This is a genomic window from Streptomyces sp. NPDC016309 (assembly GCF_043077235.1).
Lineage (GTDB): Bacteria > Actinomycetota > Actinomycetes > Streptomycetales > Streptomycetaceae > Streptomyces.
Genome location: NZ_JBIBSG010000003.1, coordinates 65,651 through 91,581, shown reverse-complemented (window position 1 = coordinate 91,581; position 25,931 = coordinate 65,651). Strand labels below are relative to the sequence as shown.

Sequence of the window (25,931 nt, the reverse complement as noted above, 5' to 3'; positions counted from 1 at the left end):
CCCCCCATGTCTGCTCACCCCGAACACCACGACGCCCCGCGCTGGCGGCGCAGCAGCCGCAGCGTCGGCATGAACAACTGCGTCGAGGCCGCCCGCCTCGACACCGCGCGGCTCGCCGTCCGCGACTCGAAGGACACCACCAGGCCGCCACTGCGGTTCTCCGCGGCGGCCTGGACGTCCTTCGTCACCTCGCTCAAGGGATCCCCTCTCACGGGGTCCGGCTGACCGCGCCGTCCGGGGCGGTACGGAGGATCGTCGCGACCGCCGCATCGATCTGACGATCCGTCAAGTCGGCGCGGGCGGTGAGCCGGAGGCGCGAGATCCCGTCCGGCACCGACGGCGGCCGGAAGCAGCCCACCGCGAGCCCCTCGGCCCGGCAGTCGGCCGCCCACCGCACGGCCCGCTCGGGCGAGGGGGCGCGTACGGAGACGACGGCGGCATCCGGCCGCACGGCCGTCAGGCCCGCGGCCGTCAGCCGGGCGTGGAGGGTGGCCGCCACCGTCCGCGCCCGGCCGGCCAGCCCCGGTTCGGCGCGCAAGCGCCGCAGGCTCGCCAGCGCCGCCCCCGCGGCGGCCGGGGCGAGGCCCGTGTCGAAGATGAAGGTCCGGGCGGCGTTGACCAGGTGGTCGACGACCCGGGCCGGACCGAGGACGGCCCCGCCCTGGCTGCCCAGGGACTTGGAGAGCGTGAGCGTGGCGACCACGTCCGGGGCGCCCGCGAGCCCCGCCGCGTGCAGCGCGCCGCGCCCGCCGTCGCCCAGCACGCCCAGCCCGTGGGCGTCGTCGACGACCAGCGCGGCGCCGTGCGCCCGGCACACCGCCGCGTGGCCGGCCAGCGGCGCCGCGTCCCCGTCGACGGAGAAGACCGAGTCGGTGACCACGAGCGCCCGCCGTCCCGGGTGGGCGGCCAGGGTCTTGCCGACCGCCTCGGGGTCGGCGTGCGGGACGACCTCGGTGTCGGCGCGCGAGAGCCGGCAGCCGTCCACGATCGAGGCGTGGTTGCCCGCGTCCGAGACGATCAGCGAGCCACGGGCGCTCAGCGCGGTGAGGGCGGCGAGGTTGGCCGCGTACCCGGAGGAGAACACCAGCGCGGCCTCGAAGCCGCAGAACGCGGCCAGCTCCCGCTCCAGCTCGGCGTGCAGCTCGGTGGTGCCCGTCACCAGCCGCGAACCGGTGGCGCCCGCGCCCCAGCGGCGGGCCGCCCCGGCGGCCGCCGCGGTGATGTCCGGGTGGTGGGTCAGCCCGAGGTAGTCGTTGCTCGCCAGGTCCAGGACGTCCGGCACGGCCGGTCGCGGGCGGAGCGTACGGACCAGACCGGCGTCCGCGCGGCGGCGTGCCTCGGCGTCGGTCCAGTCGAAGGGCGAGTCGAACGGCGAGTCGAACGGAGCCTGGGGCATGTCTGGGTCCCTTTTGTAGACAGCGAACAGACCCTAATGGTGGTGGGGTGGCGCCGGAGTGTGGTTATACACACACTCGAAACCGAGTCTCCTGTGGAGTTCCTCCTTGGCCCGGGGCCGTGCCGTAGGCCAGGATCAGCGTCATGGACCTGCTGAACACGCTGGTGGAGAAGGGGCTTCGGCGCGAGCTGCCGACCCGCGAAGAAGCGCTCGCCGTCCTGGCGACCTCGGACGACGAGCTGCTGGATGTGGTCGCCGCGGCCGGGAAGGTACGCCGTCAGTGGTTCGGGCGGCGGGTGAAACTCAACTACCTGGTCAACCTCAAGTCCGGTCTGTGCCCCGAGGACTGCTCGTACTGTTCGCAGCGCCTGGGCTCGAAGGCGGAGATCCTCAAGTACACCTGGCTGAAGCCGGAGGAGGCGTCGAAGGCCGCCGCCGCGGGCGTCGCCGGCGGTGCCAAGCGGGTCTGCCTGGTGGCCAGCGGCCGCGGCCCCACGGACCGGGACGTCGACCGGGTCTCCAAGACCATCGAGGCGATCAAGGAGGAGAACGAGGGCGTCGAGGTCTGCGCGTGCCTCGGGCTGCTCTCGGACGGCCAGGCGGAGCGGCTGCGGTCGGCGGGCGCCGACGCGTACAACCACAACCTCAACACGTCCGAGGGGACGTACGGGGACATCACGACCACGCACACCTACGCGGACCGTGTGGACACCGTGCAGAAGGCGCACGCCGCGGGGCTGTCCGCCTGCTCCGGACTGATCGCGGGCATGGGCGAGAGCGACGAGGACCTGGTCGACGTGGTCTTCGCGCTGCGCGAGCTGGACCCGGACTCGGTGCCGGTGAACTTCCTCATCCCCTTCGAGGGCACGCCGCTGGCCAAGGAGTGGAACCTCACGCCCCAGCGGGCGCTGCGGATCCTGGCGATGGTCCGGTTCGTCTGCCCGGACGTGGAGGTCCGGCTGGCGGGCGGGCGCGAGGTGCATCTGCGCACGCTTCAGCCCCTGGCCCTGCACCTGGCCAACTCGATCTTCCTGGGCGACTACCTCACCAGCGAGGGGCAGGCCGGCAAGGCGGACCTGGAGATGATCGCGGACGCCGGTTTCGAGGTGGAGGGCACGGACACCACCACGCTGCCCGAGCACCGGTCGGACGCCGCGTCCTGCGGATCCGGCGGCGGCTGCGGTTCGGGTTCGGTGTGCTCCTCCGAGGAGTCCGCCCCCGCGACCGCCGCGACCGCCCCGGCCACCGCCGCCGGCACCGCCACCGCCGACCAGGCCCGCACGGACCTGGTGGCCGTGCGGCGCCGGGGCGCCGGCACCGACCTGGCGCCCAATGCCTGAGTTCGCCCCGGCCGAACTGATCGCCCTCGACCGGGCCCACGTGTGGCACCCGTACAGCCCCATGCCGGGCCGTACGGACCCGCTGGTGGTCGAGTCCGCCTCCGGGGTCCGGCTGCGGCTGGCCGAACCGGCGTACGGGCACGACGAGCTGGTCGACGGCATGTCGTCCTGGTGGTCGGCCGTCCACGGCTACAACCACCCGGTCCTCAACGAGGCGGCGCGTGGCCAGCTCGACCGGATGAGCCACGTGATGTTCGGCGGGCTCACCCACGAGCCCGCCGTGCGGCTGGCCACCCGGCTGGTGGAGATCACCCCCGAGCCGCTGCGGCACGTCTTCCTCTGCGACTCGGGCTCGGTGGCGGTCGAGGTCGCGATCAAGATGTGCCTCCAGTACTGGCGCTCCGTGGGCCGGCCCGCCAAGCGGCGCCTGTTCACCTGGCGCGGCGGGTACCACGGCGACACCTGGCAGCCGATGTCGGTGTGCGATCCCGAGGGCGGGATGCACGAGCTGTGGTCCGGCGCGCTGCCCCGGCAGGTCTTCGTGGGCCCGCCGCCGGCGGAGTACGAGGAGTCGTACGCCGACCGGCTGCGGTCGGAGATCGAACGGCACGCGGACGAGCTGGCCGCGGTCGTCGTCGAGCCATTGGTCCAGGGCGCGGGCGGGATGCGGTTCCACGACCCGGCGTACCTGCGGGTGCTGCGGGAGGCCTGCGACGCCCATGACGTGCTGCTGGTGTTCGACGAGATCGCGACCGGTTTCGGGCGGACGGGGGCCCTGTTCGCGGCGGAGCACGCGGGCGTGGCGCCGGACGTGATGTGCCTGGGCAAGGCGCTGACCGGCGGCTACCTGTCGCTGGCGGCCACCCTGTGCACCCCGCGGGTGGCGGACGGGATCTCGCGGGGCGAGGTGCCGGTGCTGGCGCACGGACCCACCTTCATGGGCAACCCGCTGGCCACCGCCGTGGCGTGCGCCTCGATCGAGCTGCTGCTCGGCCAGGACTGGGCCCAGGAGGTCAAGCGGATCGAGTCGGGGCTGCGCGACGGGCTGGCGGAGACCGCCGAGCTGCCGGGGGTGCGCGAGGCCCGGGTGCTCGGTGCCATCGGGGTCGTCCAGCTCGACCACCCGGTCGACATGGCGGCCGCGACGGCGGCGGCGGTCCGCGAGGGCGTGTGGCTGCGTCCGTTCCGGGACCTGGTGTACGTGATGCCGCCCTACGTCACGGGTGACGAGGACGTGGCACGGATCTGCCGCGCGGTGTGCGCGGCCGCACGGGAGGGCTGAGATGACGGTACTGGTGGTCAGCGGGACGGGCACGGAGATCGGCAAGACGGTCGTCACGGCGGCCCTCGCCTCGGTGGCGCGGGCGGCCGGACGGTCGGTGGCCGTGCTGAAGCCCGCGCAGACGGGGGTCGGCCCGGACGAGCGGGGCGACGCGGACGAGGTCGTCCGGCTGGCCGGGGACGAGGTCGTCCCGGTCGAGCTGGCCCGCTTCCCCGAGCCCCTGGCGCCCGACACGGCCGCGCGCCGGGCCGGGATGGCGCCGGTAGGGCCCTGGGAGGTGGCCGACGCCGCGCGGAAGCTGGCCGGCGAGCACGACCTGGTGCTGGTCGAGGGCGCGGGCGGGCTGCTCGTGCGGTACGACGACGAGGGCGGCACGCTCGCCGACGCGGCCGGACTGCTGAACGCCCCGGTGCTGGTGGTGGCGCCCCCCGCGCTCGGCACGCTCAACATGGTGACGCTGACCGCCGAGGCGCTGCGGGCGCGCGGACTGGTCCAGGCCGGCGTGGTCGTCGGTGCCTGGCCGGACGAGCCGGGGCTGGCGGAGCGCTGCAACGTCCGGGACCTGCCGGAGGTGGCGGGCGCGCCGCTGCTCGGCGCGGTGCCCGCGGGCGCGGGGGCGCTGGACCCGGCGGCCTTCCGGGCGGCGGCGGGGCACTGGCTCGCCCCGGCGCTGGGCGGCACATGGGACGCGGAGGCGTTCACCGCCGCGGTGGTCCGCTGACGTGCGGGCCGTCGTCAGCGAGATCGTGTTCGACTGCGCCGACCCGGCGGGGCTGGTCCGGTTCTGGGCCGCGCTGCTGGGCGGCGAGCCGGTGGACCGGAGCCCGGACTGGTCGTACGTGGAGCCCCCCGGTTTCGTGCGGGTCGCCTTCCAGCGCGTGCCGGAGGGCAAGGCCGTGAAGAACCGGCTCCATCTGGACCTGTCCGCCGGTGACGTGGCGGCGGCGGCCGGTCACGCGGTGCGGCTCGGCGCGGTGCGGGCCGGCGGGATCGTGACGGACGAACAGGGCGACTTCCAGGTGCTGCGGGACCCCGAAGGCAACGAGTTCTGCTTCGTCAGCGGCTGACGGGGGGACACTGACGGTGTCGGGTCCTGGCCCGTCCGTCCGTCTCCCAGGAGGTCCGTGATGCGGGACGCCGTCCACCACCCGCTGTTCGCCCGTTTCTACGCGCGCGTGAGCGTCGCCATGGAGGAGAGGGGCGGAATCGCCGCACACCGCCGGGAGCTGCTGGACGGGCTCGCCGGCCGGGTCATCGAGGTCGGCGCCGGGAACGGGCTGAACTTCGCCCACTACCCGGGCGCCGTGTCGGAGGTCGTGGCCGTCGAACCGGAGCGGCGGCTGCGGCGGCTGGCCGCGACCGCCGGCCTGCGGGCCGACGTGCCGGTGGACGTGGTGCCGGGTGTGGCGGCGGCGCTGCCGGTGAAGAGCGAGGCCTTCGACGGGGCGGTCGCGTCGCTGGTGCTGTGTACGGTACGGGACCTGCCGCGGGCGCTGGCGGAGCTCCGGCGGGTGCTGCGGCCGGGCGGTGAACTGCGCTTCTTCGAGCACGGGCTCGCCGAGGGGCGGGCCATGGCGACGGCCCAGCGGGCGCTGGACCGCACGGTGTGGCCGCTGCTGTTCGGCGGCTGCCACACGGCCCGGGACCCGCTGGCCGCGATCGGGGCGGCGGGGTTCGAGATCGTCACCTACCGCCGGCTGCGGATCCCGGAGAAGGGTCCGGGGGCGCCGACGTCGCCCTGTGTGCTGGGCGTGGCGCGGCGGCCGGCCTGAGCACTCCCCGGGACGGGCGGCGGTCCGGGCGGCGGGTCCGCGGGCGGCCGGACCGGTGTGCGGGGCCGGACTAGGGTTCGGGGATGACCATTCCCACGTACCTCTCCCATCTGTTCTCGCTGGACGGCCGGGTGGCCCTGGTGACCGGTGGCAGTTCCGGCATCGGCCGGTCGATCGCCGGGGCGCTGGCGCGGGCCGGGGCGAGCGTGGTGATCGTGGCGCGCCGGGAGGCGGAGCTGGCGGCCACCGTGGACGAGCTGGTGGCCGACGGCTGCCGCGCCGCGTGGGTGAGCGGCGACCTGTCCGGCCGTGCCGGGGTGCGGGCCGCCGCCGAGGCGGCGGCGGAGGTGTACGGGGAGCCCGACGTCCTCGTCAACAGCGCGGGGATCAACCTGCGCCCGCCGATGGGCGAGGTGGGCGAGGACGTCTGGGACGCCACCATGGCGGTGAACCTGGAGGCCCCCTTCCTGCTGGGTGAGCGTTTCGGTCCGGGCATGGCGGAGCGGGGCTTCGGGCGGATCATCCACGTCACCTCGCAGCAGGCGCACCGGGCCTTCGTGCGGAGCGGGGTGTACGGGGTGTCGAAGGGCGGTCTGGAGTCGCTGGCCCGCTCGCAGGCCGAGGCGTGGTCGCCGTACGGCGTCACGGTCAACACCCTGGTGCCGGGTTTCGTGCCGACCCCGCTCAACGCACGGCTCCAGGAGGACCCCGACACGATGGCGGAGCTGGCCGCGCGCACGATGGCGGGCCGCAACGGGCGGGCGGAGGACTTCGCCGGCGCGGCGGTGTTCCTCGCGAGCCCGTCCTCGGCGTACGTCACCGGGCACGCGCTCTTCGTGGACGGCGGGCTGTCCGTCCACTGAGCGCGTCCCGGTGCGGACGGCGGCGGGGCGGCCCGGTCACTTCTCCAGTTGGTCGGCCATGGCGCGCAGGGCGTCGGCGAGTTCCTTCTTGGTGGGCAGTTGCTCGACCTTGGCGTCCAGTTCGTCGATGCGCTTGGTGAGGTCGGCGATGTGGGGCGGGACGGAGGGGTCGGTGGGACCGGGGGTGGACGTCGGGTCCGGGTCCCCGCCGCCGGAAGCAGAACCGGAACCGCCGGTGATGCCGCCACCGCCGGTGTCGCCGCCGCCCGAACCGGAACCGCCGGTGTCGCCGCCGCCCGAACCGGAACCGCCGGTGCCGCCCTCGCTGTCGCCGCCCGTGGTGCCGCCGCTGTCACCGTCCGGCGGTGTGGTCGGCTCCGGGGTGGCCGTGCGCGCGGACGGCCCGGCGGCCGGGGCCTCGCCGGAGCCGCCGGCCGCGAGGGCACCGCCGATGCTCAGCACCACGGCCGCGGCGGTGCCCGCGACGGCGACGGCGATCCGCCTCGTACGTGTGTTCCGTGTGGGTGTCATGGGGCGGAACGTAACGGCACACCGGAACGGACGGAGCGGTTCCGGCGATTCCGCACAAAGGGAGTCAGCGGCTCCAGCGGCGCGGCTCCGCGGCGCTGGCGCGCACGTCCGCGCCTCCACCCTTGACCAGCCGGGCCAGGTCCCGCGCCGGCTGACGGCGGCGACGAGCGCGCCCCAGTCGGTGACCTGGGAGTCGCCCGGGTCTTCCGCAAGGGCGACCGCCCCACCGGCCACTGACCACTTTGCTGATCCTTTACCATGGGTGGACCAATTCACCCTCGATCGGAAGGTGTGAGCGTCCGCCCATGGGCGAGCCTCCCAGTAGTGGCCGTAGTCGAGATCGCGCATCCGGAGCCTCCGTGGCTGATCATGGAACGGAGGTGAACCGATGACCGAAGTGCTCCTGCTCCTCGTGGCGCTGCTGCTCTCCGTCGCATGCGGCGCGTTCGTCGCGGCCGAGTTCTCGCTGACGACGGTCGAGCGCGCCGAGCTCGAACGGGCGGTCGAGCGGGGTGAGCGGGGGGCGGCTGGCGCGCTGAAGGCCGTACGCTCCCTCACCTTCCAGCTCTCCGGCGCCCAGCTCGGCATCACCGTCACCAACCTCGTCGTCGGCATGCTGGCCGAGCCGTCCATCTCCAAGCTCATCCGGGGGCCGCTCCAGGCCCTCGGCCTCTCCGCGTCCGTGGCGTCCTCGGCGGCTCTCGTCCTCGGTACGGCCCTGTCGACGGTCGTCCTGATGGTGGTCGGCGAACTGGTCCCCAAGAACTGGGCCATCTCCTCGCCGCTCAGTGTCGCCAAGGTGGTCGCCACCCCGCAGCGGTTCTTCACCACCGCGTTCCGGCCGCTGATCAGCCACCTCAACAACACGGCCAACCGCATCGTGCGCCGGCTGGGCCTGGAGCCGGCCGAGGAGCTGGCGACCGCCCGCAGCCCGCAGGAGCTGGTGGCCCTGGCCCGCCACTCCGCGCGGGAGGGCGCCCTGGAGGCGGACACCGCCGAGCTGTTCGTCCGCACCCTGAACCTCGCCGAGCTGACCGCGGAGAACGTGATGACGCCGCGCGTCCAGGTGACCGCCCTGGAGGCCCAGGCCACCGCCGAGGACGTCGCCAACGCCACCCGCGCCACCGGTCTGTCCCGCTTCCCCGTCTACCGGGGCAGCCTGGACTCGGTCATCGGCATCGCGCACATCAAGGACGTCCTGACCGTCCCCGCCGGCCGGAGGCGCCTCAAGCCCGTCGCGGAGATCCTCCGCGAGCCGCTGCTCGTCCCGGAGTCGCTGACCGTGGACCGGCTGCTGGACAGGCTGTCGGGCAAGACGACCATGGCCGTCGTCATAGACGAGTACGGCGGTACGGCCGGCGTCGTGACGCTGGAGGACATCGTCGAGGAGGTCGTCGGCGAGGTCCGCGATGAGCACGACCCGCACGAGACACCGGACCTGGCCCCGGCCGGCGAGGACGCCGACGGGCGGGCCCTGTGGTCGGCGGACGGCGCCGCCCGCACGGACCAGCTCGAGACGATCGGCCTGCGCGTGCCGGACGGCCCGTACGAGACCCTCGCCGGACTGATGGCCACCGAGCTGGGCCGCATCCCCGCCGTCGGCGACAGCGTCGCGGTGGACGGCTGGCTGCTCGACGTGGTCGACGCCTCCGGCCGCCGCGCCGCACGGGTCCTGCTGCACGCCCCGGCGGGCGGACCGGCGAACAACGACAGCAGTGACGACGGCGGCGGCCGGCACGGCGGTGGCGGTGGCGGCGGGTACGGAGCCCACGAGGACGGGGAGGCGGGCCGATGACCGCGATCCAGTTGCTGATCGGCCTTCTGACGCTGGTCGTCAACGCGTTCTTCGTCGGCGCGGAGTTCGCCATGATCTCCGTACGCCGCAGCCAGATCGAACCGGAGGCGGAGGCCGGCGACCGGCGGGCGCGCAGCGTCATCTGGGGGCTGGAGCACGTCTCGGCGCTGCTCGCCGCGGCCCAGCTCGGCATCACCCTGTCGACCCTGGTGCTCGGTGTCGTCGCCGAGCCCGCCATCGCCCACCTGCTGGAGCCGGTGTTCGACGTCATGGGCGTACCGCACGGGCTGGTGCACCCGATCTCGTTCGTGATCGCGCTGTCCCTCGCCACCTACCTGCACATGCTGCTCGGCGAGATGGTGCCGAAGAACATCGCCCTGGCCGAGCCGACGCGCACGGCGCTGCTGCTGGGCCCGCCGCTGGTGGCGCTGGCGCGGGCGCTGAAGCCGGTGATCTTCACGATCAACGCGTTCGCCAACGCCCTGCTGAAGTTGATGCGGGTGGAGACGAAGAACGAGGTGTCGGCGACCTTCTCCGACGACGAGCTGGCCCGGATGGTCACGGACGCCGGTGACGCCGGTCTCCTGGACGACCGGGCGGCCGAGCGGCTGCACGACGCCCTGGAGCTGGGGCGCCGTCCGGTGCGGGACGTGGTGATGCCGGTCGAGCGGGTGGTGTACGCCCGGGTCGGCACCACACCGGAGCAGTTGGAGGCGCTGGCCGCCGAGTCCGGGTTCTCCCGCTTCCCGGTGATCGACTCGGCCCGGCGGATCCTGGGCTACCTCCACGTGAAGGACGCCCTGGACGCCGTCCCGCGCGACCTGCCGTTCCCGGTGTCGGCGATGCGCCCGATCGCCCGGGTTCGGGCGGCCACGCCGCTGGACGACGTGCTGACGGCCATGCGCCGCAGCCGCACGCACCTGGCGGCGGTGCTCGACGACGACGGCAAGCCGGCCGGCCTCGTCACCATGGAGGACGTGCTGCGCGAACTGGTCGGCCGCCCGGCCGCCTAGGGAGTGTCCGGCAGGGGCGGCGGGGGCGGGCACGGGTCCGCTCCCCCGCCGGCCCGTCCGGCCCGCACGGTACGATCACTCCGCCATGGAGATGAATGCCACCTACAACAGTTTCGTCGCGGTCGGCGACAGCTTCACCGAGGGCATGTCCGACCTGCTGCCCGACGGCTCCTACCGGGGGTGGGCCGATGTGCTGGCGGCACGTCTCGCGGCCCGCACGCCCGGCTTCCGTTACGCGAACCTCGCCGTGCGCGGCAAGCTGATCGACCAGATCGTCGACGAGCAGGTGGACCTGGCGGCGGCCATGAAGGCGGACGTCGTGACCCTGGTCGGCGGGCTGAACGACACGCTGCGCGCCACGTGCGACATGGGCCGGGTGCGCGGGCTGCTGGAGGAGGCCGTGGAGCGGCTGGCCCCCTCGTGCGGGCGGCTCGTCCTGATGCGCAGCCCCGGCCGCAACGGCCCCGTCATGGAGCGGTTCCGGCCGCGCATGGAGGAGCTCTTCGGGTACGTGGGCGAGCTGGCCGACCGGCACGGCGCCGTCCTCGTCGACCTGTACGGCGCCGACGTGATGGGCGACCCGCGGCTGTGGGACCTGGACCGGCTGCACCTGACCACGGAGGGCCACCGGCGGGTGGCCGAGGCGGTGTGGCAGGCCCTCGGCCTGGAGCCGGCGGAGGACTGGCGGGCGCCCCTGCCCCCGGCGGTGCCGACCGCCTGGCTGGCCCGGCGGATCGGCGACGTCCGGTTCGCCCGGCAGCACTTGGGGCCGTGGATAGGGCGCCGGCTGACCGGCCGGTCCTCCGGCGACGGGCGGCCCGCCAAGCGCCCGGAGCTGGCGCCGTACCTCCTCGACGACGGGACGCCGCTCCCGTAGTCCCGCGTTCGTAGCAAGCCACAATCCGGACCGCGGCGCCGACCTGCAGAAACCGCCAGTAGAATCTGGTCACGTGACTGCTGTGTCTGCGAAGCCTCGCATCCCGAACGTCCTGGCCGGCCGCTACGCCTCCGCGGAGCTCGCCGTCCTCTGGTCCCCCGAGCAGAAGGTGAAGCTGGAGCGCCAACTGTGGCTGGCCGTGCTGCGTGCCCAGAAGGACCTCGGGATCGAGGTGCCGGAGGCCGCGCTCGCCGACTACGAGCGGGTGCTCGACCAGGTCGACCTGGCGTCGATCGCGGAGCGCGAGAAGGTCACGCGCCATGACGTGAAGGCGCGGATCGAGGAGTTCAACGCGCTGGCGGGCCACGAGCAGGTCCACAAGGGCATGACCTCCCGCGACCTCACCGAGAACGTGGAGCAGCTCCAGATCCGGCTGTCGCTGGAGCTGGTGCGCGACCGCACGGTGGCGGTGCTGGCCCGGCTGGGCAAGCTGGCGGGCGAGTACGGCGAGCTGGTCATGGCGGGCCGCTCGCACAACGTCGCCGCCCAGGCCACGACCCTCGGCAAGCGGTTCGCCACCGCGGCGGACGAGCTGCTGGTGGCGTACGCGCGCCTGGAGGAGCTGCTGGGCCGCTACCCGCTGCGCGGCATCAAGGGCCCGGTCGGCACGGCGCAGGACATGCTGGACCTGCTGGGCGGGGACGCCGGGAAGCTGGCCGAGCTGGAGCAGCGGATCGCCGGGCACCTGGGCTTCGCCCACGCCTTCACCTCGGTCGGCCAGGTCTACCCGCGCTCCCTCGACTACGAGGTCGTCACCGCGCTGGTGCAGCTCGCGTCCGCGCCCTCGTCGCTGGCCAAGACGGTCCGGCTGATGGCCGGGCACGAGCTGGTCACCGAGGGCTTCAAGCCCGGCCAGGTCGGCTCCTCCGCCATGCCGCACAAGATGAACACCCGCTCCTGCGAGCGCGTCAACGGCCTGATGGTCATCCTGCGCGGTTACGCGTCGATGACCGGCGAGCTGGCGGGCGACCAGTGGAACGAGGGTGACGTGTCCTGCTCGGTGGTCCGCCGGGTGGCGCTGCCCGACGCGTTCTTCGCGCTGGACGGACTGCTGGAGACGTTCCTCACGGTGCTCGACGAGTTCGGCGCGTTCCCGGCGGTCGTCGCCCGCGAGCTGGACCGCTACCTGCCGTTCCTGGCCACCACCAAGGTGCTGATGGCCTCGGTGCGGGCCGGGGTCGGCCGCGAGGTGGCCCACGAGGCCATCAAGGAGAACGCCGTGGCGTCGGCGCTGGCCATGCGCGAGCGGGGCGCCGAGCGCAACGAGCTGCTGGACAAGCTCGCCGCCGACGAGCGCATCCCGCTGGACCGGGCGCAGCTGGACGCGGCGATGGCGGACAAGCTGTCCTTCACGGGCGCCGCCGCCGACCAGGTCGGGGTGCTCGTCGCCCGGATCGAGGAGATCGCCAAGCAGCATCCGGACGCCGCCGGTTACGTCCCGGGTGCGATCCTCTGACACGGGGCACACGACCCGTATGACACCTCAGGAACTCCTGGCCGCCCGTGACCGCATCGTCCCCGATGTGATCGCGGGCGGCCTGTCCGTGCTGTTCTGCGGCATCAACCCGGGGCTGATGTCGGCCGCGACGGGCCACCACTTCGCCCGCCCCGGGAACCGCTTCTGGCCCGTGCTGCACCGGTCCGGATTCACCCCGCGGCAGTTGCGCCCGTCCGAGCAGGACGAGCTGCTGCGCTACGGGCTGGGCATCACCAACGTGGTCGCCCGGGCGAGCGCGCGTGCCGACGAGCTCGACGACGAGGAGTTCCGCGAGGGGGGCCGGCTGCTGGAGCTGAAGGTGGAGCGGCTGCGCCCGCGCTGGCTCGCGGTGGCGGGCATCACCGCGTACCGCACGGCCTTCCACGAGCCCAGGGCCCGGATCGGGCCGCAGGAGCGGACGATCGGCGACACCCGGATCTGGGCGCTGCCCAATCCCAGCGGGCTGAACGCGCACTGGACGCTGGAGACGATGGCGGAGGAGTTCGCCCGGCTGCGGCGGGCCGCCCAGGACGACCGGGACGCACCCACCGGGGCGGGCGGCGGCGCCGGACGCGACTCCCGGCGCACTTCCCAGGCGGACCCGTCCTAGGGGGTGTCCCCCTAGGGCGGGTCGACGTCGGTCACGGCGGCGAGGAGCTGGAACGGCAGTTCGTCGTCCCACTGGGAGACGCCCAGGGCTATCCAGCGCCCGTCGGCCCGCCAGAGCTGGACGTCGGGCACCGACTGGCTGAGCGTGACCCACGGCTCGGGTATCTCCTCGCCGGACATGGCCCGGTCCCACAGCGACCACAGGCTGAAGACCTGCGGTGCGCCCCAGCGGGCGGTCAGCAGCGCCGCGAGGGCGTCGCGCTCCGCCTCGTACTGGTCCTCGACGGCCTCGCGGCGGGTGCCGTCGTCCTCCCAGAAGTCCTCGCTGGTGGCGAGTTCACCGATGTGGAAGCCAACACCGCTGCGGGCCCCGTCCGTTCTGCCCGACTCCCCGGGGAACGGGAGGGAGCGCAGCCGGTCGATGGCCGTCAGGTGCCGTGCGGTGGTCATGGCTCCAGTAAAGCCGCCACCACTGACAATTGGCGTTCCGTCAGGCGCACCCCGTGCGGCGGGCGGCGAGGGGGACCGTCCGCATTCCGGACGGCCCCGCGGGGCGACCCGGGGGCGGTCCGGGGGCGGTCCGGGGGCGGTCCGGAGCCGGCCCCGGGCGGTGCGCGGGGTGGTCCGCGCGGCGGCTGTCGGTGTGACCGGCGCACCAGGGGCAAGGGGTGTGACGAGGTGGCCGGATCATTGAGTACCATCCGGCAGACATCGCGCGAGCTGGGAGGACACACTGTGGGGCGGCTGACCGGCGGGGACCCGTCGCTGCTGCGGCGGATCAACTCCGCGGTGGTACTCCATGCGCTGCGGGGCGCGGACGCGCGCACGCTCACCGATCTGACCAGGATCACCGGCCTGTCCCGGCCGACCGTCGAGGGCGTGGTCGAAGGGCTGATCGGCAACGGGCTGGTGGTCGAGGCGGCGCCCGAGGTGGGCGAGGCCAGGCGCCAGGGGCGGCCGGCGCGCCGGTTCCGGTTCCGGGCGGAGGCGGGGCACCTGCTGGGCATCGAGATCGGTCCGCGCCGGGTGGCCGCGCTGATGTCGGGGCTGGACGGACGGATCATCGGTGCCGGATCGCGGGAGGTCTCGGAGACGGCCTCGGCGGACGAGCGGCTGGAGCGGGTGCGGGTGGTGGTCGCCGACGTGCTGCGGCGCACCGGCGTGGCCCGTGGCAGCCTGCGGGCCGTGGGCGTGGGGACGCCCGGGATCGTGGAGGCGGACGGCACGATCCGGCTCGGTACGGCGCTGCCCGGCTGGACGGGGCTGGCGCTGGGCGAGCGGCTGCGGCGGTCGTTCCGGTGCCCGGTGCTGGTGGAGAACGACGCGAACGCGGCGGCGGTGGCCGAGCAGTGGAAGGGCGCCGCGACCGACTCGGACGACATCGTCTTCGTCCTGGCCGGGCTGAGTCCGGGTGCGGGGTCGCTGATCGGCGGGCGGCTGCACCGGGGGTTCGGCGGGGCGGCCGGGGAGATCGGCGCGCTGCACCTGCTGGGTCAGGGCGCGACGCCGGAGACGCTGCTGTCGACGACGGACGAGCCCCTGCACCCGCTGGACGAGCAGGCGGTCGCGGAGGTCTTCGCGCTGGCGCGGGAGGGTGACGCGCGGGCGAGGGCGGCGGTGGACCGGTTCATCCAGCGGCTGGTGCACGACGTGGCGGCGCTGGTGCTGGCGCTGGACCCGGAGCTGGTGGTGGTGGGCGGCTGGGCGGCCGGCCTGGACGGTGTGCTCCAGCCGCTGCGGGACGAGCTGGCACGGTTCTGTCTGCGGCCGCCCCGGGTGGCGTTGTCGCTGCTGGGCGAGGCGGCGGTGGCGACGGGTGCGCTGCGGCTGGCGCTCGACCACGTGGAGGAGCAGCTCTTCGCGGTGGAGGGGACGGTGACGGCCCGCCGCTGAGCGACGGGCCGCGGGGTCAGGACGCGATGCCGAAGTCGCCCGCGTCGCCGAAGGTCAGCCGGCAGGTGTCGGCGCGGTACGTGGCGACGGAGACGGCGGCGGTGCGGCCGGCCGACAGGTACCGGGTGGTGACGACGAGGACGGGGGCGCCGGGCAGCCGGTCGAGCTCCTTGGCGTCGTCGGCGCGGGCGGAGCCGAGCTCGACGGCACGGTCCTGGCCGTCCAGGGTGAGCCGCTGGAGTTCGCGCAGGACGCTGCGGGCGCGGGCCGCGCCGGAGGCGTCGATGGCGGTGAGGTCCGGGACGGAGCCGGCGGGCACGTAGAGCTGCTCGGCGGCGACGGCCTGACCGTGCGTCAGCCGGAGGCGGCGCACGGTGTGCACCGGTTCGCCGGCGGCGGCCGGGTCCAGGAGGCGGGCCACGGCGGCGGGCGGGGCGGCGAGGGCGCAGTCGACGGGCTGCCAGGCCTCCTCGCCGGCGCCGGGCCACCGGGCCTGGGCGGTGGAGACGTCCACGCCCACGCGGGGCGGTGCGACGGTGGTGCCGACGCCCCGGCGGCGCTGGAGGCGGCCCTCGAGCTCAAGCTGTTCGAGTGCCTGGCGGAGCGTCGCGCGGGCGACACCGAAACGGGCGGCCAGTTCACGCTCGTTGGGCAGGATCTCCCCGACCGAGAAGTCGGTGTCCAGCGCTTCGCCGAGCACGGTCTTCAGGTGCCAGTACTTGGGCTCCGGCACCGGTTCGAGCTGCGTGGTCCCCACCCTGATCCTCCGCAATCGCCGGACTCCCGGCGGCTTTCCGTGCCTTGTTTATTAAAGGTTCCTGCACTAACCCTTGCGACCATAAAGCGGCGCACACCCTTGGTCAAGACCAATCGTCGGCCGGTTACGCAGCGGAGTCGAGCCTTGTCGCGGAGCGTTCACAGGGTGTTCGCGCACCGGCCTGCGAGGCATGGCGGCGGGCCCCGCGTCCAGGTCGGGAGGCGGGGCCCGGTCCGGCGAGGGAGGGCGAGGGGAGGGCAGTTAGGACACCAAGGCGGCGAGTTTGTCAGGATTTCTCACGATATAGATGCACTGGATGAGGCCGTCCTTGACGTCCACCTGGGTCAGCGAGTCCGGCTGTCCCTCCAGGAGCACCAGCAGCGCGGGCCCCCCGTTGACCTCCAGGGCGCGGAACTCGCCGAACGTGGCCGGATCCCGCGCCACCGCGCAGAGGAAGCGGCCGATCTTGTCGGCGGTCTCCATGACCCGCAGCGGGGCCTTGGCCTTGCCGCCACTGTCGCCGATGAGCCGCGCATCCGGGGCGAGCAGGGCCAGCAGCCCCTCCAGGTCGCCCCCCGCCGCCGCGGTGAGGAAACGCTCGGTCAGGTCGCGGCGCTCGGCGGGGTCGACGTCGTACCGGGGCCTGCCCTCGTCGACGTGGCGGCGGGCCCGGCCCGCGAGCTGGCGCACGGCGGCCTCCGACCGGTCGAGGGTGGCCGCGATCTCCGCGTACGGGAAGCCGAAGGCCTCGCGCAGCACGAACACCGCCCGCTCCAGCGGCGAGAGGGACTCCAGGACGACGAGGACGGCGAGCGACACGGAGTCGGCGAGCACCGCGCGTTCGGCGGTGTCGGGGACGGCCGGCCCGAAGTCGGTGACGAGCGGTTCGGGGAGCCAGGGGCCGACGTACGCCTCGCGGCGCGCCCGCACCTGGCGGAGCCGGTCGACGGCGAGGCGGGTGGTGACGCGGACGAGGTAGGCGCGGGGCTCGCGGATGTCCGCGTGCGCGGCGGCGGACCAGCGCAGCCAGGCCTCCTGGACCACGTCCTCGGCGTCGGCCACCCGGCCGAGCATCCGGTAGGCGACTCCGGTCAGGACGGCCCGGTGCGCCTCGAAGACGGCGGCGGCGCCGTCGGGTTCCGTCCCGGTCACGGTCCCGGTCGGGGTCGCGGTGCCGGGTTCGGTCCCGGTGTCGGTTGCCACCGTCCCATCATGCGGTACGGCGGGACGGCGGGAACGACCAGGCCCTTGAACTCGCGGCTACCGGGCGGTAATTGTTGCTGACACGGCGTCTACATCAGGGGCGCGGGGTCGGGAACAGGGAGCAGCAGCATGGCCGCACAGGTGTCTTTCCCGGTCGAGTCCTCCCGGGGGTCCGGCAGGGTGTCGCTGGAGTACGAGCGGATGGGCGACGGGGGGAGCCGTTGCTGCTGCTGCACGGCATAGGCCACCACTGGCAGGCCTGGCGGCCGGTGATGGGGATCCTGGCCGCCGAGCGGGAGGTGATCGCCGTCGACCTGCCCGGCTTCGGCGCCTCCCCCGCGCTGCCCGACGGATTCGCGTACGACCTGTCCACGGTGGTGCCGGTGCTCGGCGGCCTGATCGAGGCGCTGGGCCTCGACCGGCCGCACGTGGCGGGCAATTCGCTGGGCGGGCTGCTGGCCCTGGAACTGGGCCGGAAGAAGCTCGTACAGTCGGTGACGGCGCTCTCGCCCGCCGGCTTCTGGACGCCGGCCGAGCGGCGGTACGCCTTCGGGACCCTGCTGGCCATGCGCCGGGGGGCCACGGCGATGCCGCTGCCGGCGATCGAGTGGCTCTCCCGGTCGCCCGTCGGGCGGGCCGCCCTGACCAGCACCATCTACGCCCGGCCCGGGCGCCGTTCACCCGAGGCCGTGGTGGCCGAGACGCTCGCGCTGCGCGGAGCCGCCGGGTTCGCCCTGACGCTGGCCGCCGGGCGCGCGGTCCGGGTCACGGACGACGTCCCCGGACTGCCCGTCACCATCGCGTGGGGCACCCGCGACCGGCTGCTGCCGCGCCGCCAGGGGGTGCGCGCCAAGCGGGCCCTCCCCGCCGCCCGGCTGGTGCGCCTGCCCGGGTGCGGGCACGTGCCGATGAACGACGACCCGGCCCTGGTCGCGCGCGTCCTGCTCGACGGGAGCCGCTGACCGGCGCACGAGGACGCCCGAGCCGAGCGCGACACCCCCGCCGACCAGGGCGCTGCCGATGCCCTGGGCGAGCCCGTACGAGCCGGTGGCGACCAGCGGCGCGGTCATCGCCGCCGACACCGGGATGAGCCCGGAGAACAGGGTGGCGCGCTCGGCCCCGATCCGCTGCACGCCCATGTACCAGCAGACGAACCCGACGACCGTGACCACCGCCGCCTGCCACAGCAGGGCCAGCGCCTCCGGTCCGGTCGGCACCCGCAGCGCGTCCGCCCCGTCCATCACCAGCCCCACCAGGGCCGCCTCGGCCGCGGCGACGCCGCTCACGACGGCCGTCAGCGGCTTCGGGCCCAGCGGCCGCAGCACCGGCACGGCCAGCACGGCGAACCCGACCTCCCCCACCAGCGCCGCCACCGACCAGGCGATCCCGGCCGGGTCGGTACGCCCCCACCCCTGCACGGTGAACGCCCCGGCCGCGACCAGCAGCGCCCCGTACAGCACCGGCCGGGTGGGCCGGCGGCCGTCCAGGGCCGGCACCAGGACCGCGACCACCACGGGCGCGCAGCCGACGAAGACGCCCGGGACCGCGGGTTCCGCGGTGCGCTCGGCCGCCAGCACGGCCAGGTTGAAGCCGACCATCCCCACGGCCGCGAGCACCGCGATCCGCGCCCACTGGCGGGCGGTCAGCCGGCGCACCGCCGTGGCCGGGCCCCGGGCGACCAGCGGCAGCAGCAACAGCAGGGCCACCCCGTACCGGAGGGCCTGGCCGCCCGCGTACGGGTAGTCGCCGAGCACGCCGTTGGCGGTGAAGGAGGCGCCGACGAGGACGCAGGCGAAGGCCGCGAGGAGCGCGCCCCGCGTTCGGTTCACGTTCATGGCGTCGACGCTAGGCGGGCCGGCGGTCCCGTTGGAGGGCCACTTCCCTCCCTGGTTCGAGGACCACTTCGCGCCCGGGCGGTCCGGTCCGCCGTAGGGTCGGGAGCATGACGGAGGGATCGGGTGAACCCGGCGGGAGCGCCTGGGAGTTGCTGCTGCCGGCGGTGTCCGCGCCGTCCCGGCGGCGCGGCCGGACACTTCAGTCCGCGCTGCGGGACGCGGTCAGGTCGGGGCGGCTCGCCGCCGGGACGCGGCTGCCGTCCAGCCGGGAGCTGGCGGCCGATCTGGGGGTCTCCCGGGGGCTGGTGACGGAGGCGTACGAGCAGCTCACGGCCGAGGGGTACCTGCGCAGCGGCCGGGGGTCCGGGACGTGGGTGGGCGACGCCGTGCGGCGGGCCGCGTCGGCCGCGCGGGACCTGGCGCCGCGCGGCGCGGGCGCGCGCGTGGACTTCCGCCCCGGCACACCGGACCTGTCGTTGTTCCCCCGGACCGCCTGGGCGGCCGCGCACAAGGCGGCCCTGTCCCGGCTGCCGCACCAGGCGCTGGGCTACCCCGACCCGCGCGGGCTGCCGGAGTTGCGCACCGCCCTGGCCGGCCTGCTGGCGCGGCGGCGCGGGGTGGTGGCCGATCCGGAGCGGGTGGTGGTGTGCTCGGGCGTGGCCCAGGCGATGACGCTCCTCGGCTTCGTCCTGGGCGCCCGCGGGATGCGGACCCTGGGCACCGAGGACCCCGGGAGCCCGGAGCCCACCGCCCTGTTCGCGTCGGCGGGGCTGCGGACCGTGCCCCTGCCGCTGGACGCGGAGGGGCTCGCCCTCGGGCCACTGGCGGCCTCCGGGGTACGGGCCGTGGTGACCACGCCCGCCCACCAGTTCCCGTCCGGGATCGCGTACTCGGCGCGGCGCCGGGCCGGGCTGCTGGAGTGGGCGCGGGCGGTGGACGGCCTGGTGGTGGAGGACGACTACGACGGCGACTTCCGCTACGACCGGGCCCCCGTGGGCGCCCTCCAGGGCCTGGACCCGGAGCGGGTGGTGTACACCGGTTCCGTCAGCAAGTCCCTGGCGCCGGGGCTGCGGCTGGGCTGGATGCTGGTGCCGGAGTCCCTGGCCGACGAGGTCGTCGAGCGCAAGCGGACGATGGACCTGGGCAACCCGTCGCTCGACCAGGCGGTGCTCGCCCACTTCGTCACCAGCGGTGGCTACGATCGCCAGTTGCGGCGCTGCGGGCGCGCCTACCGGGAGCGGCGGGACGCGCTCATAGCCGCCCTGGCGGAGCACCTTCCGGGTACGGAGGTCAGCGGCATCGCGGCGGGCCTCCATGTGATCGCCCGCGTGCCGGGGCGCTGGGCGCCGCGACGGCCGGATGCGGTGGGGGACGCGGGGGCGCGCGGGGCAGCGGGCGGCGCGGAGGGGGCGTTCCTGGCCCGGGCGGCGGCGGCCGGGGTGGCGCTGCGGCCGCTGTCCGACTACGGGACGGCGCGGGCCGGCGACGGTGATGTGCGCCTGGTCCTCGGGTACGCCCATCTGACGCCGGCCGGGATCGCGCGCGGGGTGCGGCTGATGGCGGGCGGCGCACGGGGGGACGACCGGGCGGGCGGGTGACGGGCGGGGCCGTCCGATCCCCTGCGGACCAAACCGTTGAAAAGCGGACCTATATCACCAGAGGGACGCTTAACCCATCAGTCACAGAACGTTCGTGATCGCGCAACACCGCCGGGTCACAGTGGTGCCATGACGGATGCGACTCCTGTTAAGACCCCGCGCCGCCGCCACCACTGGCGGCGGGACCTCGTCGAACTGGCCGCGCTGTTCACCGCCGTGGCCGTCGCGGACGCGGTCGCGAACACCATCGTGCACGGTCCGCACGGCCCGCACCTCCTCGCCGTGTCGGCGGTGCTCCTGGTCGCGACGGCCGTGTTCCACACCTGGTGGGCCCGGCGCCACAGCCATGCCCCGCCGGCCCCGTCCGATACCGGCGGCGGCCCGGCCGCGGCCGCCGCCGAACGGGAGGCGGCGGCCGGGACGGTGCTGTGGCGCATGCGGACCACCGTGCGCGACGAGCCGGGGAGCCTGGCCGCGCTGTGCACGGCGCTGGCCCGCCTGCGCGTCGACATCCTGACCCTCCAGACGCACCCGCTGGCCGACGGGACGGTCGACGAGTTCCTGCTGCGGGCGCCCGCCCCGCTCCAGGCGGCGGCCCTGGCCCGCGAGGTCGCCGCGGCGGGCGGCACCGGCACCTGGACCGAGCGGGCCGACGCGCACGACTTGGTGGACACCCCGGCGCGGGTGCTGGGCCTGGCCACCCGTACCGCGCTCGACGCCGCCGAACTGCCGCTGGCACTGCGCCAGTTGCTCGGCCGGTGCACCATCCACTCCCTGCCCGCCGTCTCCCCGACCGGCCGCCCCACCGGTGCGACCGCACCGGTGGAGGGGGCCCTGGAGCGGGGGGACACCGTGATGCGGCTGCGCGACCCCCACGGTGGCGCCCTCACCATCGAGCGGCCGTATCTGCCGTTCACCCCCACCGAGTTCGCCCGGGCCCGCGCCCTGGTGGAGCTGGACGCCCGCCTCGGGCCGCGCATCCCGCGCAGCCAGGACGTGCTGACCCTCCCGGAGGGGAACGAGATCACGGTCCGGCGCGCCGACCAGGGCGACCTGGAGGCCGCCCGGGCCATGCACGACCGCTGCTCGGACCGCACCCTGGGCCTGCGCTACCACGGCCCGGTGGGGGACGCCCGCGGCTATCTGAACCACCTGCTCAGCCCCCGGTTCGGGCGCACCCTCGCCGTACAGACGGCGTCCGGCCGGCTGGTCGCCCTCGGGCACCTGCTGTGGGACGGCGACGAGACCGAGGTGGCCCTGCTCGTCGAGGACGAGTGGCAGCGCCGCGGCATCGGTTCCGAACTGCTGGCCCGCCTGGTGGCGCTGGCGCTGGAGGCGGGCTGCGAGAGCGTCTACGCCGTGACCCAGTCGTCCAACACCGGCATGGTCGCGGCGATGCGCGGGCTCAACCTGCCGCTCGACTACCAGATCGAGGAGGGCACCCTGGTGATCACCGCACGGCTGAACGGTGTGCCCGCGCCTCTTCCACGGCGGCAGGCCGGCCGGGCCGAGCGCTGAGCGCCTCGGTCAGGTCCCGCCACAGGTCCTCGACGTCCTCCAGGCCGACCGACATCCGCAGCAGCCGGTCGCTGACGCCCGCCGAGCGGCGGTCGTCCTGGTCCACGATGCGGTGGCTGATGGAGGCCGGGTGCTGGATCAGGGTGTCGACGCTGCCGAGGCTGACCGCCGGCGTGATCAGCCGTACCCCGGCGATCACGTCGTGCGGGTCGCCGAACACCTCGAAGGAGACCATCGCCCCGCCGATCTCCGGGTAGTACACCCGTGCGATCCGCGGGTCGGCGGCGAGACGGCGGGCCAGGTCGGCGGCAGTCGTGGCGGCGGCCCGCATCCGGACCGGGAGCGTGGACAGCCCGCGCAGCAGCAGGTAACTCGCCAGCGGGTGCAGGACGCCACCGGTGGCGAACCGCACCTGGCGCAGCCGGCCGGCGAACTCCTCGTCACAGGCCACCACGCCCGCGAGGACGTCCCCGTGGCCGCCGAGGTACTTGGTGGCGCTGTGCAGGACGATCCGCGCCCCGTGCTCCACCGGGCGCTGGAGCACCGGGGTGGCGAACGTGGAGTCGACCAGGAGCGGCACGGAGCCGCAGGCCTCGGCGACCGCCCGGATGTCCACCTCGGCGAGCGTGGGGTTGGCCGGGGTCTCGACCATCACCAGGCCGGTGTCGGGGCGGATGGCGTCCGCGATGCCCGCCACGTCCGTCCAGGTCACCTCCGTACCGAGGAGCCCGGCGGTGAGCAGGTGGTCGCTGCACCCGTAGAGGGGGCGGACCGCCACCACGTGCCGGAGGCCCATGCTCGCCCGGACGAGCAGGACGGCCGTCAGGGCGGCCATGCCGCTGGCGAACGCGACGGCGCTCTCGGTGCCCTCCAGCCGGGCGAGCGCCGTCTCGAAGCGGGCGGTGGTGGGGTTGTCGAGCCGGGCGTAGACGGGCGGCCCGTCCGGCCGGGCGCCGGTGGTGGCGAACGCGTCGATGCGCTCGGCCTCGCCCCTCGCGTCGTGCGACGGGTACGTGGTCGACAGGTCGAGCGGCACGGCGTGCAGGCCCAGGGCGGCGAGGTCGTCGCGCCCGGCGTGCACGGCTTCGGTGGCCAGCGCCCTCGGGGTGGGGAGGGCGGGCGAGGTGTCGTAAGACAGGGCATCCATGGACCGCACTGTGAACATGTACCGGGCGGTAGCCGAAAATCGCCGTGTTACGTTCGGCGAATGACCGATTCTGTCGTGTTGGACACGGTCGATCTGCACATACTTCGCCTTTTGCAGAACGACGCCCGGACCACCTACCGCGAGCTCGCCGCCGAGGTCGGAGTCGCCCCTTCCACCTGTCTGGACCGGGTGGCGCGGCTGCGGCGCACGGGTGTCGTGCTGGGGAACCGGCTGCGTCTCGATCCGGCCAAAATCGGCCGGGGTCTGGAGGCGCTGCTGCTGGTGCAGGTGCGCCCCCACCGCCGCGAGCTGATCGGCCCGTTCGTGGAGCGCATCCGCGCCCTGCCGGAGTCGCGCGCCCTGTTCCATCTGACCGGCCCCGACGACTACCTGGTGCACGTGGCCGTGTCCGACCCCTCCGACCTGCAACGACTGGTGCTCGACGAGTTCACCTCGCAGCGGGAGGTGGCCCGGGTGGAGACCCGGCTGATCTTCCAGCAGTGGGAGTGCGGGCCCCTCCTGCCGCCCGGCGCGCCCGCTCATTTGTCAGCCGACCGGGACGGATGAGGGTGACGACAAGGCCCGTGGCATACCAGGATGGCCTCATGCCAGAGACCTCCAGCAGCGCGCTCCCCCGCATGGTCGCCGACGCCTATGTCGACGCGCTCGTCGACCTCGACCCGATCACCGGTACGTACCTGGGCGTCCGGAAGAGCGCCGGACTCCTTCCGGACCTCTCCCCCGCCGGCCAGGAAGAGGTCGCCCGGCTGGCCCGTGACACGCTCGCCCGGCTCGACGAGGCCGAGCGCCTGCCCGGTGCCCGCGCCGGCGTGGAGCGGCGGTGCGGGCGTCTCCTGCGGGAGCGCCTCACCGCCGAACTGGCCGTCCACGACTCCGGCGAGGGACTCCGCGCGGTCAGCAACATGCGCTCGCCCGTGCACCGGGTGCGCATCGTGTTCACCGTGATGCCCACGGAGACCGGGGACGACTGGAGGGCGGTCGCCGAGCGGCTGCGCGCCGTGCCGGCCGCGATCGAGGGGTACCGCGCGTCGCTCGAACTCGGCCTGGAGCGCGGGCTGCCGGCCGGTCCCCGGGCCACCGCGACCTTCATCGGGCAGCTCACCGAGTGGGTGGGCGCGGAGGGGGCGGGACGCGGCTGGTTCGAGGAGTTCGTGACGGCCGCCCCCGCCGGGTCGCGCTCGGAACTGGACCCGGCGGCGCGCGTCGCCACCCGGGCCCTGGCGGACCTGCGCGACTGGATGCGGGACGTGTACGCGCCGGCGGTGAAGGGCGCGCCCGACACGGTGGGCCGGGAGCGCTACGCCCGCTGGTCGCGCTACTTCAACGGCAGCGACTGCGACCTGGACGAGGCGTACGCGTACGGCTGGAGCGAGTACCACCGGCTGCTGGCCGAGATGCGGGCCGAGGCGGAGAAGATCCTGCCGGGCGCCGGGCCGTGGGAGGCGCTCGCCCACCTCGACGAGCACGGCACCCACATCGAGGGCGTCGAGGAGGTGCGGGTCTGGCTCCAGCGGCTGATGGACGAGGTGATCGAGGCCCTGGACGGCACGCACTTCGAACTCGCCGAGCGGGTGCGGAGGGTGGAGTCCCGGATCGCCCCGCCGGGCGGAGCGGCGGCCCCGTACTACACCGGCCCGTCCGAGGACTTCTCCCGCCCCGGCCGCACCTGGCTGCCGGTCGACGGCGAGACCCGCTTCCCGGTGTACGACCTGGTGTCGACCTGGTACCACGAGGGCGTGCCCGGCCACCACCTCCAGATCGCCCAGTGGACGCACGTCGCCGACCGGCTGTCCCGCTACCAGGCGACCGTCGGTGTCGTCAGCGCCAACGCGGAGGGCTGGGCGCTGTACGCGGAGCGGCTCATGGACGAGCTCGGCTACCTGCCCGACCCGGAGCGGCGCCTGGGCTACCTGGACTGCCAGATGATGCGCGCCTGCCGGGTGATCGTGGACATCGGCATGCACCTGGAGCTGGAGATCCCGGCGGACTCGCCGTTCCACCCCGGCGAGCGGTGGACGCCCGAGCTGGCGCAGGAGTTCTTCCAGCGGCACACCAGCCGGCCGCCGGCCTTCGTCGAGAGCGAGCTCACCCGCTACCTGTCGGTGCCCGGACAGGCCATCGGCTACAAGCTCGGCGAGCGCGCCTGGCTGCTGGGCCGGGAGAAGGCCCGCCTGGCGCACGGTGCCGCGTTCGACGCCAGGAAGTGGCACATGGCCGCGCTGTCCCAGGGCCCGCTGGGGCTGGACGACCTGGTGGAGGAGCTGGCCCGGCTCTGACGGGGCGCGCGGGGCGCGTGCCCCGGCGGGAGTACGTGGGGGCGTGCGCGCGGGGCGCGGGCCGGGCGGGCGTACACATGGGGCGTGCGCGTGGGGCGCGGGGCGCCGGACGCCGGTCAGCAGCCGCAGTCGCCGGCGACGACCGGGGCGGTCAGCGGGTCGGCGTCGCTCTTGCGGACGCCCTCCCAGGTCTCGTACGCGAAGCCCTCACGGACCCAGTACTCGAACCCGCCGAGCATCTCCTTGACCTGGTAGCCGAGTTCGGCGAGGGCGAGGGCCGCGCGGGTGGCACCGTTGCAGCCCGGGCCCCAGCAGTACGTGATCACCGGCACCGACCGGTCGAGCAGCCGCTCCGCCTGCTGCGGGACGAGTGCCGTCGGCAGGTGGACCGCGCCGGGGACGTGGCCCTGGTCCCAGGACTCCGTCGAGCGGGAGTCCAGCACGACGAAGCCGGGGTCGCCGCCGGCCGCGAGCGCCGAGGCGACGTCCGAGACGTCGGCGTGGAAGGCGAGGGACGCGGAGAAGTACGCGGCGGCGGCCGCCGGTGAGGCGGGCGGGACGCGGAGGACGGGGTTGGCGGGGGCGGGGGCGCTGGTGTTCGGTGTCGTCGTCATGTCCGGAAATCTACGGCTCGTCGATCATTCCGGTGAAGTGACGATCCACGGAGC

Annotated in this window: 26 protein-coding genes and 1 pseudogene; 18 read left to right on the top strand and 9 right to left on the bottom strand. The window is 74.6% G+C overall.

Annotation, left to right across the window (positions count from 1 at the left end; genetic code table 11):
• Positions 1-6 precede the first annotated feature (6 nt).
• Positions 7-225: a DUF397 domain-containing protein gene (locus ACF068_RS08290; protein ID WP_392273368.1), complete on the top strand. Its 219-nt coding sequence runs from the start codon at positions 7-9 to the stop codon at positions 223-225.
• Here the strand turns inward: ACF068_RS08290 and ACF068_RS08285 are convergent.
• A complete protein-coding gene (locus ACF068_RS08285; RefSeq protein ID WP_392273367.1) occupies positions 209-1,396 on the bottom strand; it encodes an 8-amino-7-oxononanoate synthase in 1,188 nt (395 codons plus the stop codon). The genes ACF068_RS08290 and ACF068_RS08285 overlap by 17 nt on opposite strands.
• Positions 1,397-1,539: 143 nt before the next feature.
• Between ACF068_RS08285 and bioB the strand changes: the two genes are divergently transcribed.
• From bioB to ACF068_RS08255, 6 genes are all read left to right on the top strand, one after another.
• Complete coding sequence (gene bioB / locus ACF068_RS08280) at positions 1,540-2,736, top strand: biotin synthase BioB (protein WP_392273366.1); 1,197 nt, start codon at positions 1,540-1,542, stop codon at positions 2,734-2,736.
• Complete coding sequence (locus ACF068_RS08275; protein ID WP_392273365.1) at positions 2,729-4,018, top strand: adenosylmethionine--8-amino-7-oxononanoate transaminase; 1,290 nt, start codon at positions 2,729-2,731, stop codon at positions 4,016-4,018. The genes bioB and ACF068_RS08275 overlap by 8 nt, the downstream gene beginning before the upstream one ends.
• A 1-nt stretch (position 4,019) precedes the next feature.
• Positions 4,020-4,739, top strand: coding sequence for a dethiobiotin synthase (gene bioD / locus ACF068_RS08270; protein ID WP_392273364.1), 720 nt, complete (start codon positions 4,020-4,022; stop codon positions 4,737-4,739).
• 1 nt (position 4,740) lies between these two features.
• The gene (locus ACF068_RS08265) at positions 4,741-5,085 is read left to right on the top strand and encodes a VOC family protein (RefSeq protein WP_392273363.1); all 345 of its coding nucleotides are present in this window, start codon (positions 4,741-4,743) and stop codon (positions 5,083-5,085) included.
• A gap of 60 nt (positions 5,086-5,145) precedes the next feature.
• The gene (locus tag ACF068_RS08260) at positions 5,146-5,790 is read left to right on the top strand and encodes a class I SAM-dependent methyltransferase (protein WP_392273362.1); all 645 of its coding nucleotides are present in this window, start codon (positions 5,146-5,148) and stop codon (positions 5,788-5,790) included.
• Positions 5,791-5,873: 83 nt separating this feature from the next.
• Positions 5,874-6,653 (top strand): SDR family NAD(P)-dependent oxidoreductase, encoded by a 780-nt coding sequence (locus ACF068_RS08255; RefSeq protein ID WP_392273361.1) that lies wholly within the window; start codon positions 5,874-5,876, stop codon positions 6,651-6,653.
• 36 nt (positions 6,654-6,689) lie between these two features.
• Here ACF068_RS08255 and ACF068_RS08250 read toward each other — a convergent pair whose 3' ends face one another.
• The gene (locus ACF068_RS08250; RefSeq protein WP_392273360.1) at positions 6,690-7,184 is read right to left on the bottom strand and encodes a hypothetical protein; all 495 of its coding nucleotides are present in this window, start codon (positions 7,182-7,184) and stop codon (positions 6,690-6,692) included.
• A 388-nt stretch (positions 7,185-7,572) separates the two neighbouring features.
• Between ACF068_RS08250 and ACF068_RS08245 the strand changes: the two genes are divergently transcribed.
• From ACF068_RS08245 to mug, 5 genes are all read left to right on the top strand, one after another.
• Positions 7,573-8,979, top strand: a complete 1,407-nt coding sequence (locus tag ACF068_RS08245) for a hemolysin family protein (protein WP_392273359.1) — start codon at positions 7,573-7,575, stop codon at positions 8,977-8,979.
• A complete protein-coding gene (locus tag ACF068_RS08240) occupies positions 8,976-9,992 on the top strand; it encodes a hemolysin family protein (RefSeq protein ID WP_392273358.1) in 1,017 nt (338 codons plus the stop codon). The genes ACF068_RS08245 and ACF068_RS08240 overlap by 4 nt, the downstream gene beginning before the upstream one ends.
• 85 nt (positions 9,993-10,077) lie before the next feature.
• Positions 10,078-10,869, top strand: coding sequence for an SGNH/GDSL hydrolase family protein (locus ACF068_RS08235; RefSeq protein WP_392273357.1), 792 nt, complete (start codon positions 10,078-10,080; stop codon positions 10,867-10,869).
• Between the two features lie 73 nt (positions 10,870-10,942).
• Positions 10,943-12,385: an adenylosuccinate lyase gene (gene purB, locus ACF068_RS08230; protein WP_392273356.1), complete on the top strand. Its 1,443-nt coding sequence runs from the start codon at positions 10,943-10,945 to the stop codon at positions 12,383-12,385.
• A gap of 19 nt (positions 12,386-12,404) precedes the next feature.
• A complete protein-coding gene (mug, locus tag ACF068_RS08225) occupies positions 12,405-13,016 on the top strand; it encodes a G/U mismatch-specific DNA glycosylase (protein WP_392273355.1) in 612 nt (203 codons plus the stop codon).
• Positions 13,017-13,027: 11 nt separating this feature from the next.
• On the opposite strand, the gene ACF068_RS08220 is transcribed toward mug, so the two are convergent.
• Positions 13,028-13,465 carry a hypothetical protein gene (locus ACF068_RS08220; RefSeq protein WP_392273354.1) on the bottom strand — a complete coding sequence of 146 codons (438 nt, stop codon included), beginning with the start codon at positions 13,463-13,465 and terminating at the stop codon, positions 13,028-13,030.
• Positions 13,466-13,750: 285 nt separating this feature from the next.
• Here ACF068_RS08220 and ACF068_RS08215 point away from each other — a divergent pair, with 285 nt between their 5' ends.
• Positions 13,751-14,908, top strand: coding sequence for an ROK family protein (locus ACF068_RS08215; RefSeq protein WP_392273353.1), 1,158 nt, complete (start codon positions 13,751-13,753; stop codon positions 14,906-14,908).
• 16 nt (positions 14,909-14,924) lie between these two features.
• Here the strand turns inward: ACF068_RS08215 and ACF068_RS08210 are convergent, their stop codons facing one another.
• From ACF068_RS08210 to ACF068_RS08200, 3 genes are all read right to left on the bottom strand, one after another.
• Entirely contained in the window at positions 14,925-15,665 is a 741-nt protein-coding gene (locus ACF068_RS08210; RefSeq protein ID WP_392273352.1) for a GntR family transcriptional regulator, read from the bottom strand.
• A gap of 261 nt (positions 15,666-15,926) precedes the next feature.
• The gene (locus ACF068_RS08205) at positions 15,927-16,817 is read right to left on the bottom strand and encodes an RNA polymerase sigma-70 factor (protein ID WP_392273852.1); all 891 of its coding nucleotides are present in this window, start codon (positions 16,815-16,817) and stop codon (positions 15,927-15,929) included.
• Between the two features lie 140 nt (positions 16,818-16,957).
• Positions 16,958-17,104, bottom strand: coding sequence for a hypothetical protein (locus ACF068_RS08200; protein ID WP_392273351.1), 147 nt, complete (start codon positions 17,102-17,104; stop codon positions 16,958-16,960).
• Here ACF068_RS08200 and ACF068_RS08195 point away from each other — a divergent pair.
• The gene (locus ACF068_RS08195) at positions 17,090-17,830 is read left to right on the top strand and encodes an alpha/beta fold hydrolase (protein WP_392273350.1); all 741 of its coding nucleotides are present in this window, start codon (positions 17,090-17,092) and stop codon (positions 17,828-17,830) included. The two genes, ACF068_RS08200 and ACF068_RS08195, sit on opposite strands and share 15 nt — an antisense overlap.
• A 36-nt stretch (positions 17,831-17,866) precedes the next feature.
• On the opposite strand, the pseudogene ACF068_RS08190 reads toward ACF068_RS08195, so the two are convergent.
• Positions 17,867-18,703 (bottom strand): annotated as a pseudogene (locus ACF068_RS08190) (DMT family transporter); the annotation flags it as partial.
• Positions 18,704-18,810: 107 nt separating this feature from the next.
• On the opposite strand from ACF068_RS08190, the gene ACF068_RS08185 reads away from it, so the two are divergent.
• Positions 18,811-20,301 carry a PLP-dependent aminotransferase family protein gene (locus ACF068_RS08185; protein WP_392273349.1) on the top strand — a complete coding sequence of 497 codons (1,491 nt, stop codon included), beginning with the start codon at positions 18,811-18,813 and terminating at the stop codon, positions 20,299-20,301.
• Positions 20,302-20,430: 129 nt separating this feature from the next.
• On the top strand, positions 20,431-21,819 hold the full coding sequence (locus tag ACF068_RS08180; RefSeq protein ID WP_392273348.1) for a GNAT family N-acetyltransferase: 1,389 nt from the start codon (positions 20,431-20,433) through the stop codon (positions 21,817-21,819).
• On the opposite strand, the gene ACF068_RS08175 is transcribed toward ACF068_RS08180, so the two are convergent.
• A complete protein-coding gene (locus tag ACF068_RS08175) occupies positions 21,752-22,966 on the bottom strand; it encodes a trans-sulfuration enzyme family protein (RefSeq protein WP_392273347.1) in 1,215 nt (404 codons plus the stop codon). The genes ACF068_RS08180 and ACF068_RS08175 overlap by 68 nt on opposite strands.
• 60 nt (positions 22,967-23,026) lie before the next feature.
• Between ACF068_RS08175 and ACF068_RS08170 the strand changes: the two genes are divergently transcribed.
• Both ACF068_RS08170 and ACF068_RS08165 read left to right on the top strand, forming a co-directional pair.
• Positions 23,027-23,533: an Lrp/AsnC family transcriptional regulator gene (locus tag ACF068_RS08170; protein WP_392273346.1), complete on the top strand. Its 507-nt coding sequence runs from the start codon at positions 23,027-23,029 to the stop codon at positions 23,531-23,533.
• A gap of 38 nt (positions 23,534-23,571) precedes the next feature.
• Complete coding sequence (locus ACF068_RS08165; RefSeq protein WP_392273345.1) at positions 23,572-25,263, top strand: DUF885 domain-containing protein; 1,692 nt, start codon at positions 23,572-23,574, stop codon at positions 25,261-25,263.
• Between the two features lie 116 nt (positions 25,264-25,379).
• On the opposite strand, the gene ACF068_RS08160 is transcribed toward ACF068_RS08165, so the two are convergent.
• Complete coding sequence (locus tag ACF068_RS08160; RefSeq protein ID WP_392273344.1) at positions 25,380-25,877, bottom strand: rhodanese-like domain-containing protein; 498 nt, start codon at positions 25,875-25,877, stop codon at positions 25,380-25,382.
• Positions 25,878-25,931: the final 54 nt, after the last annotated feature.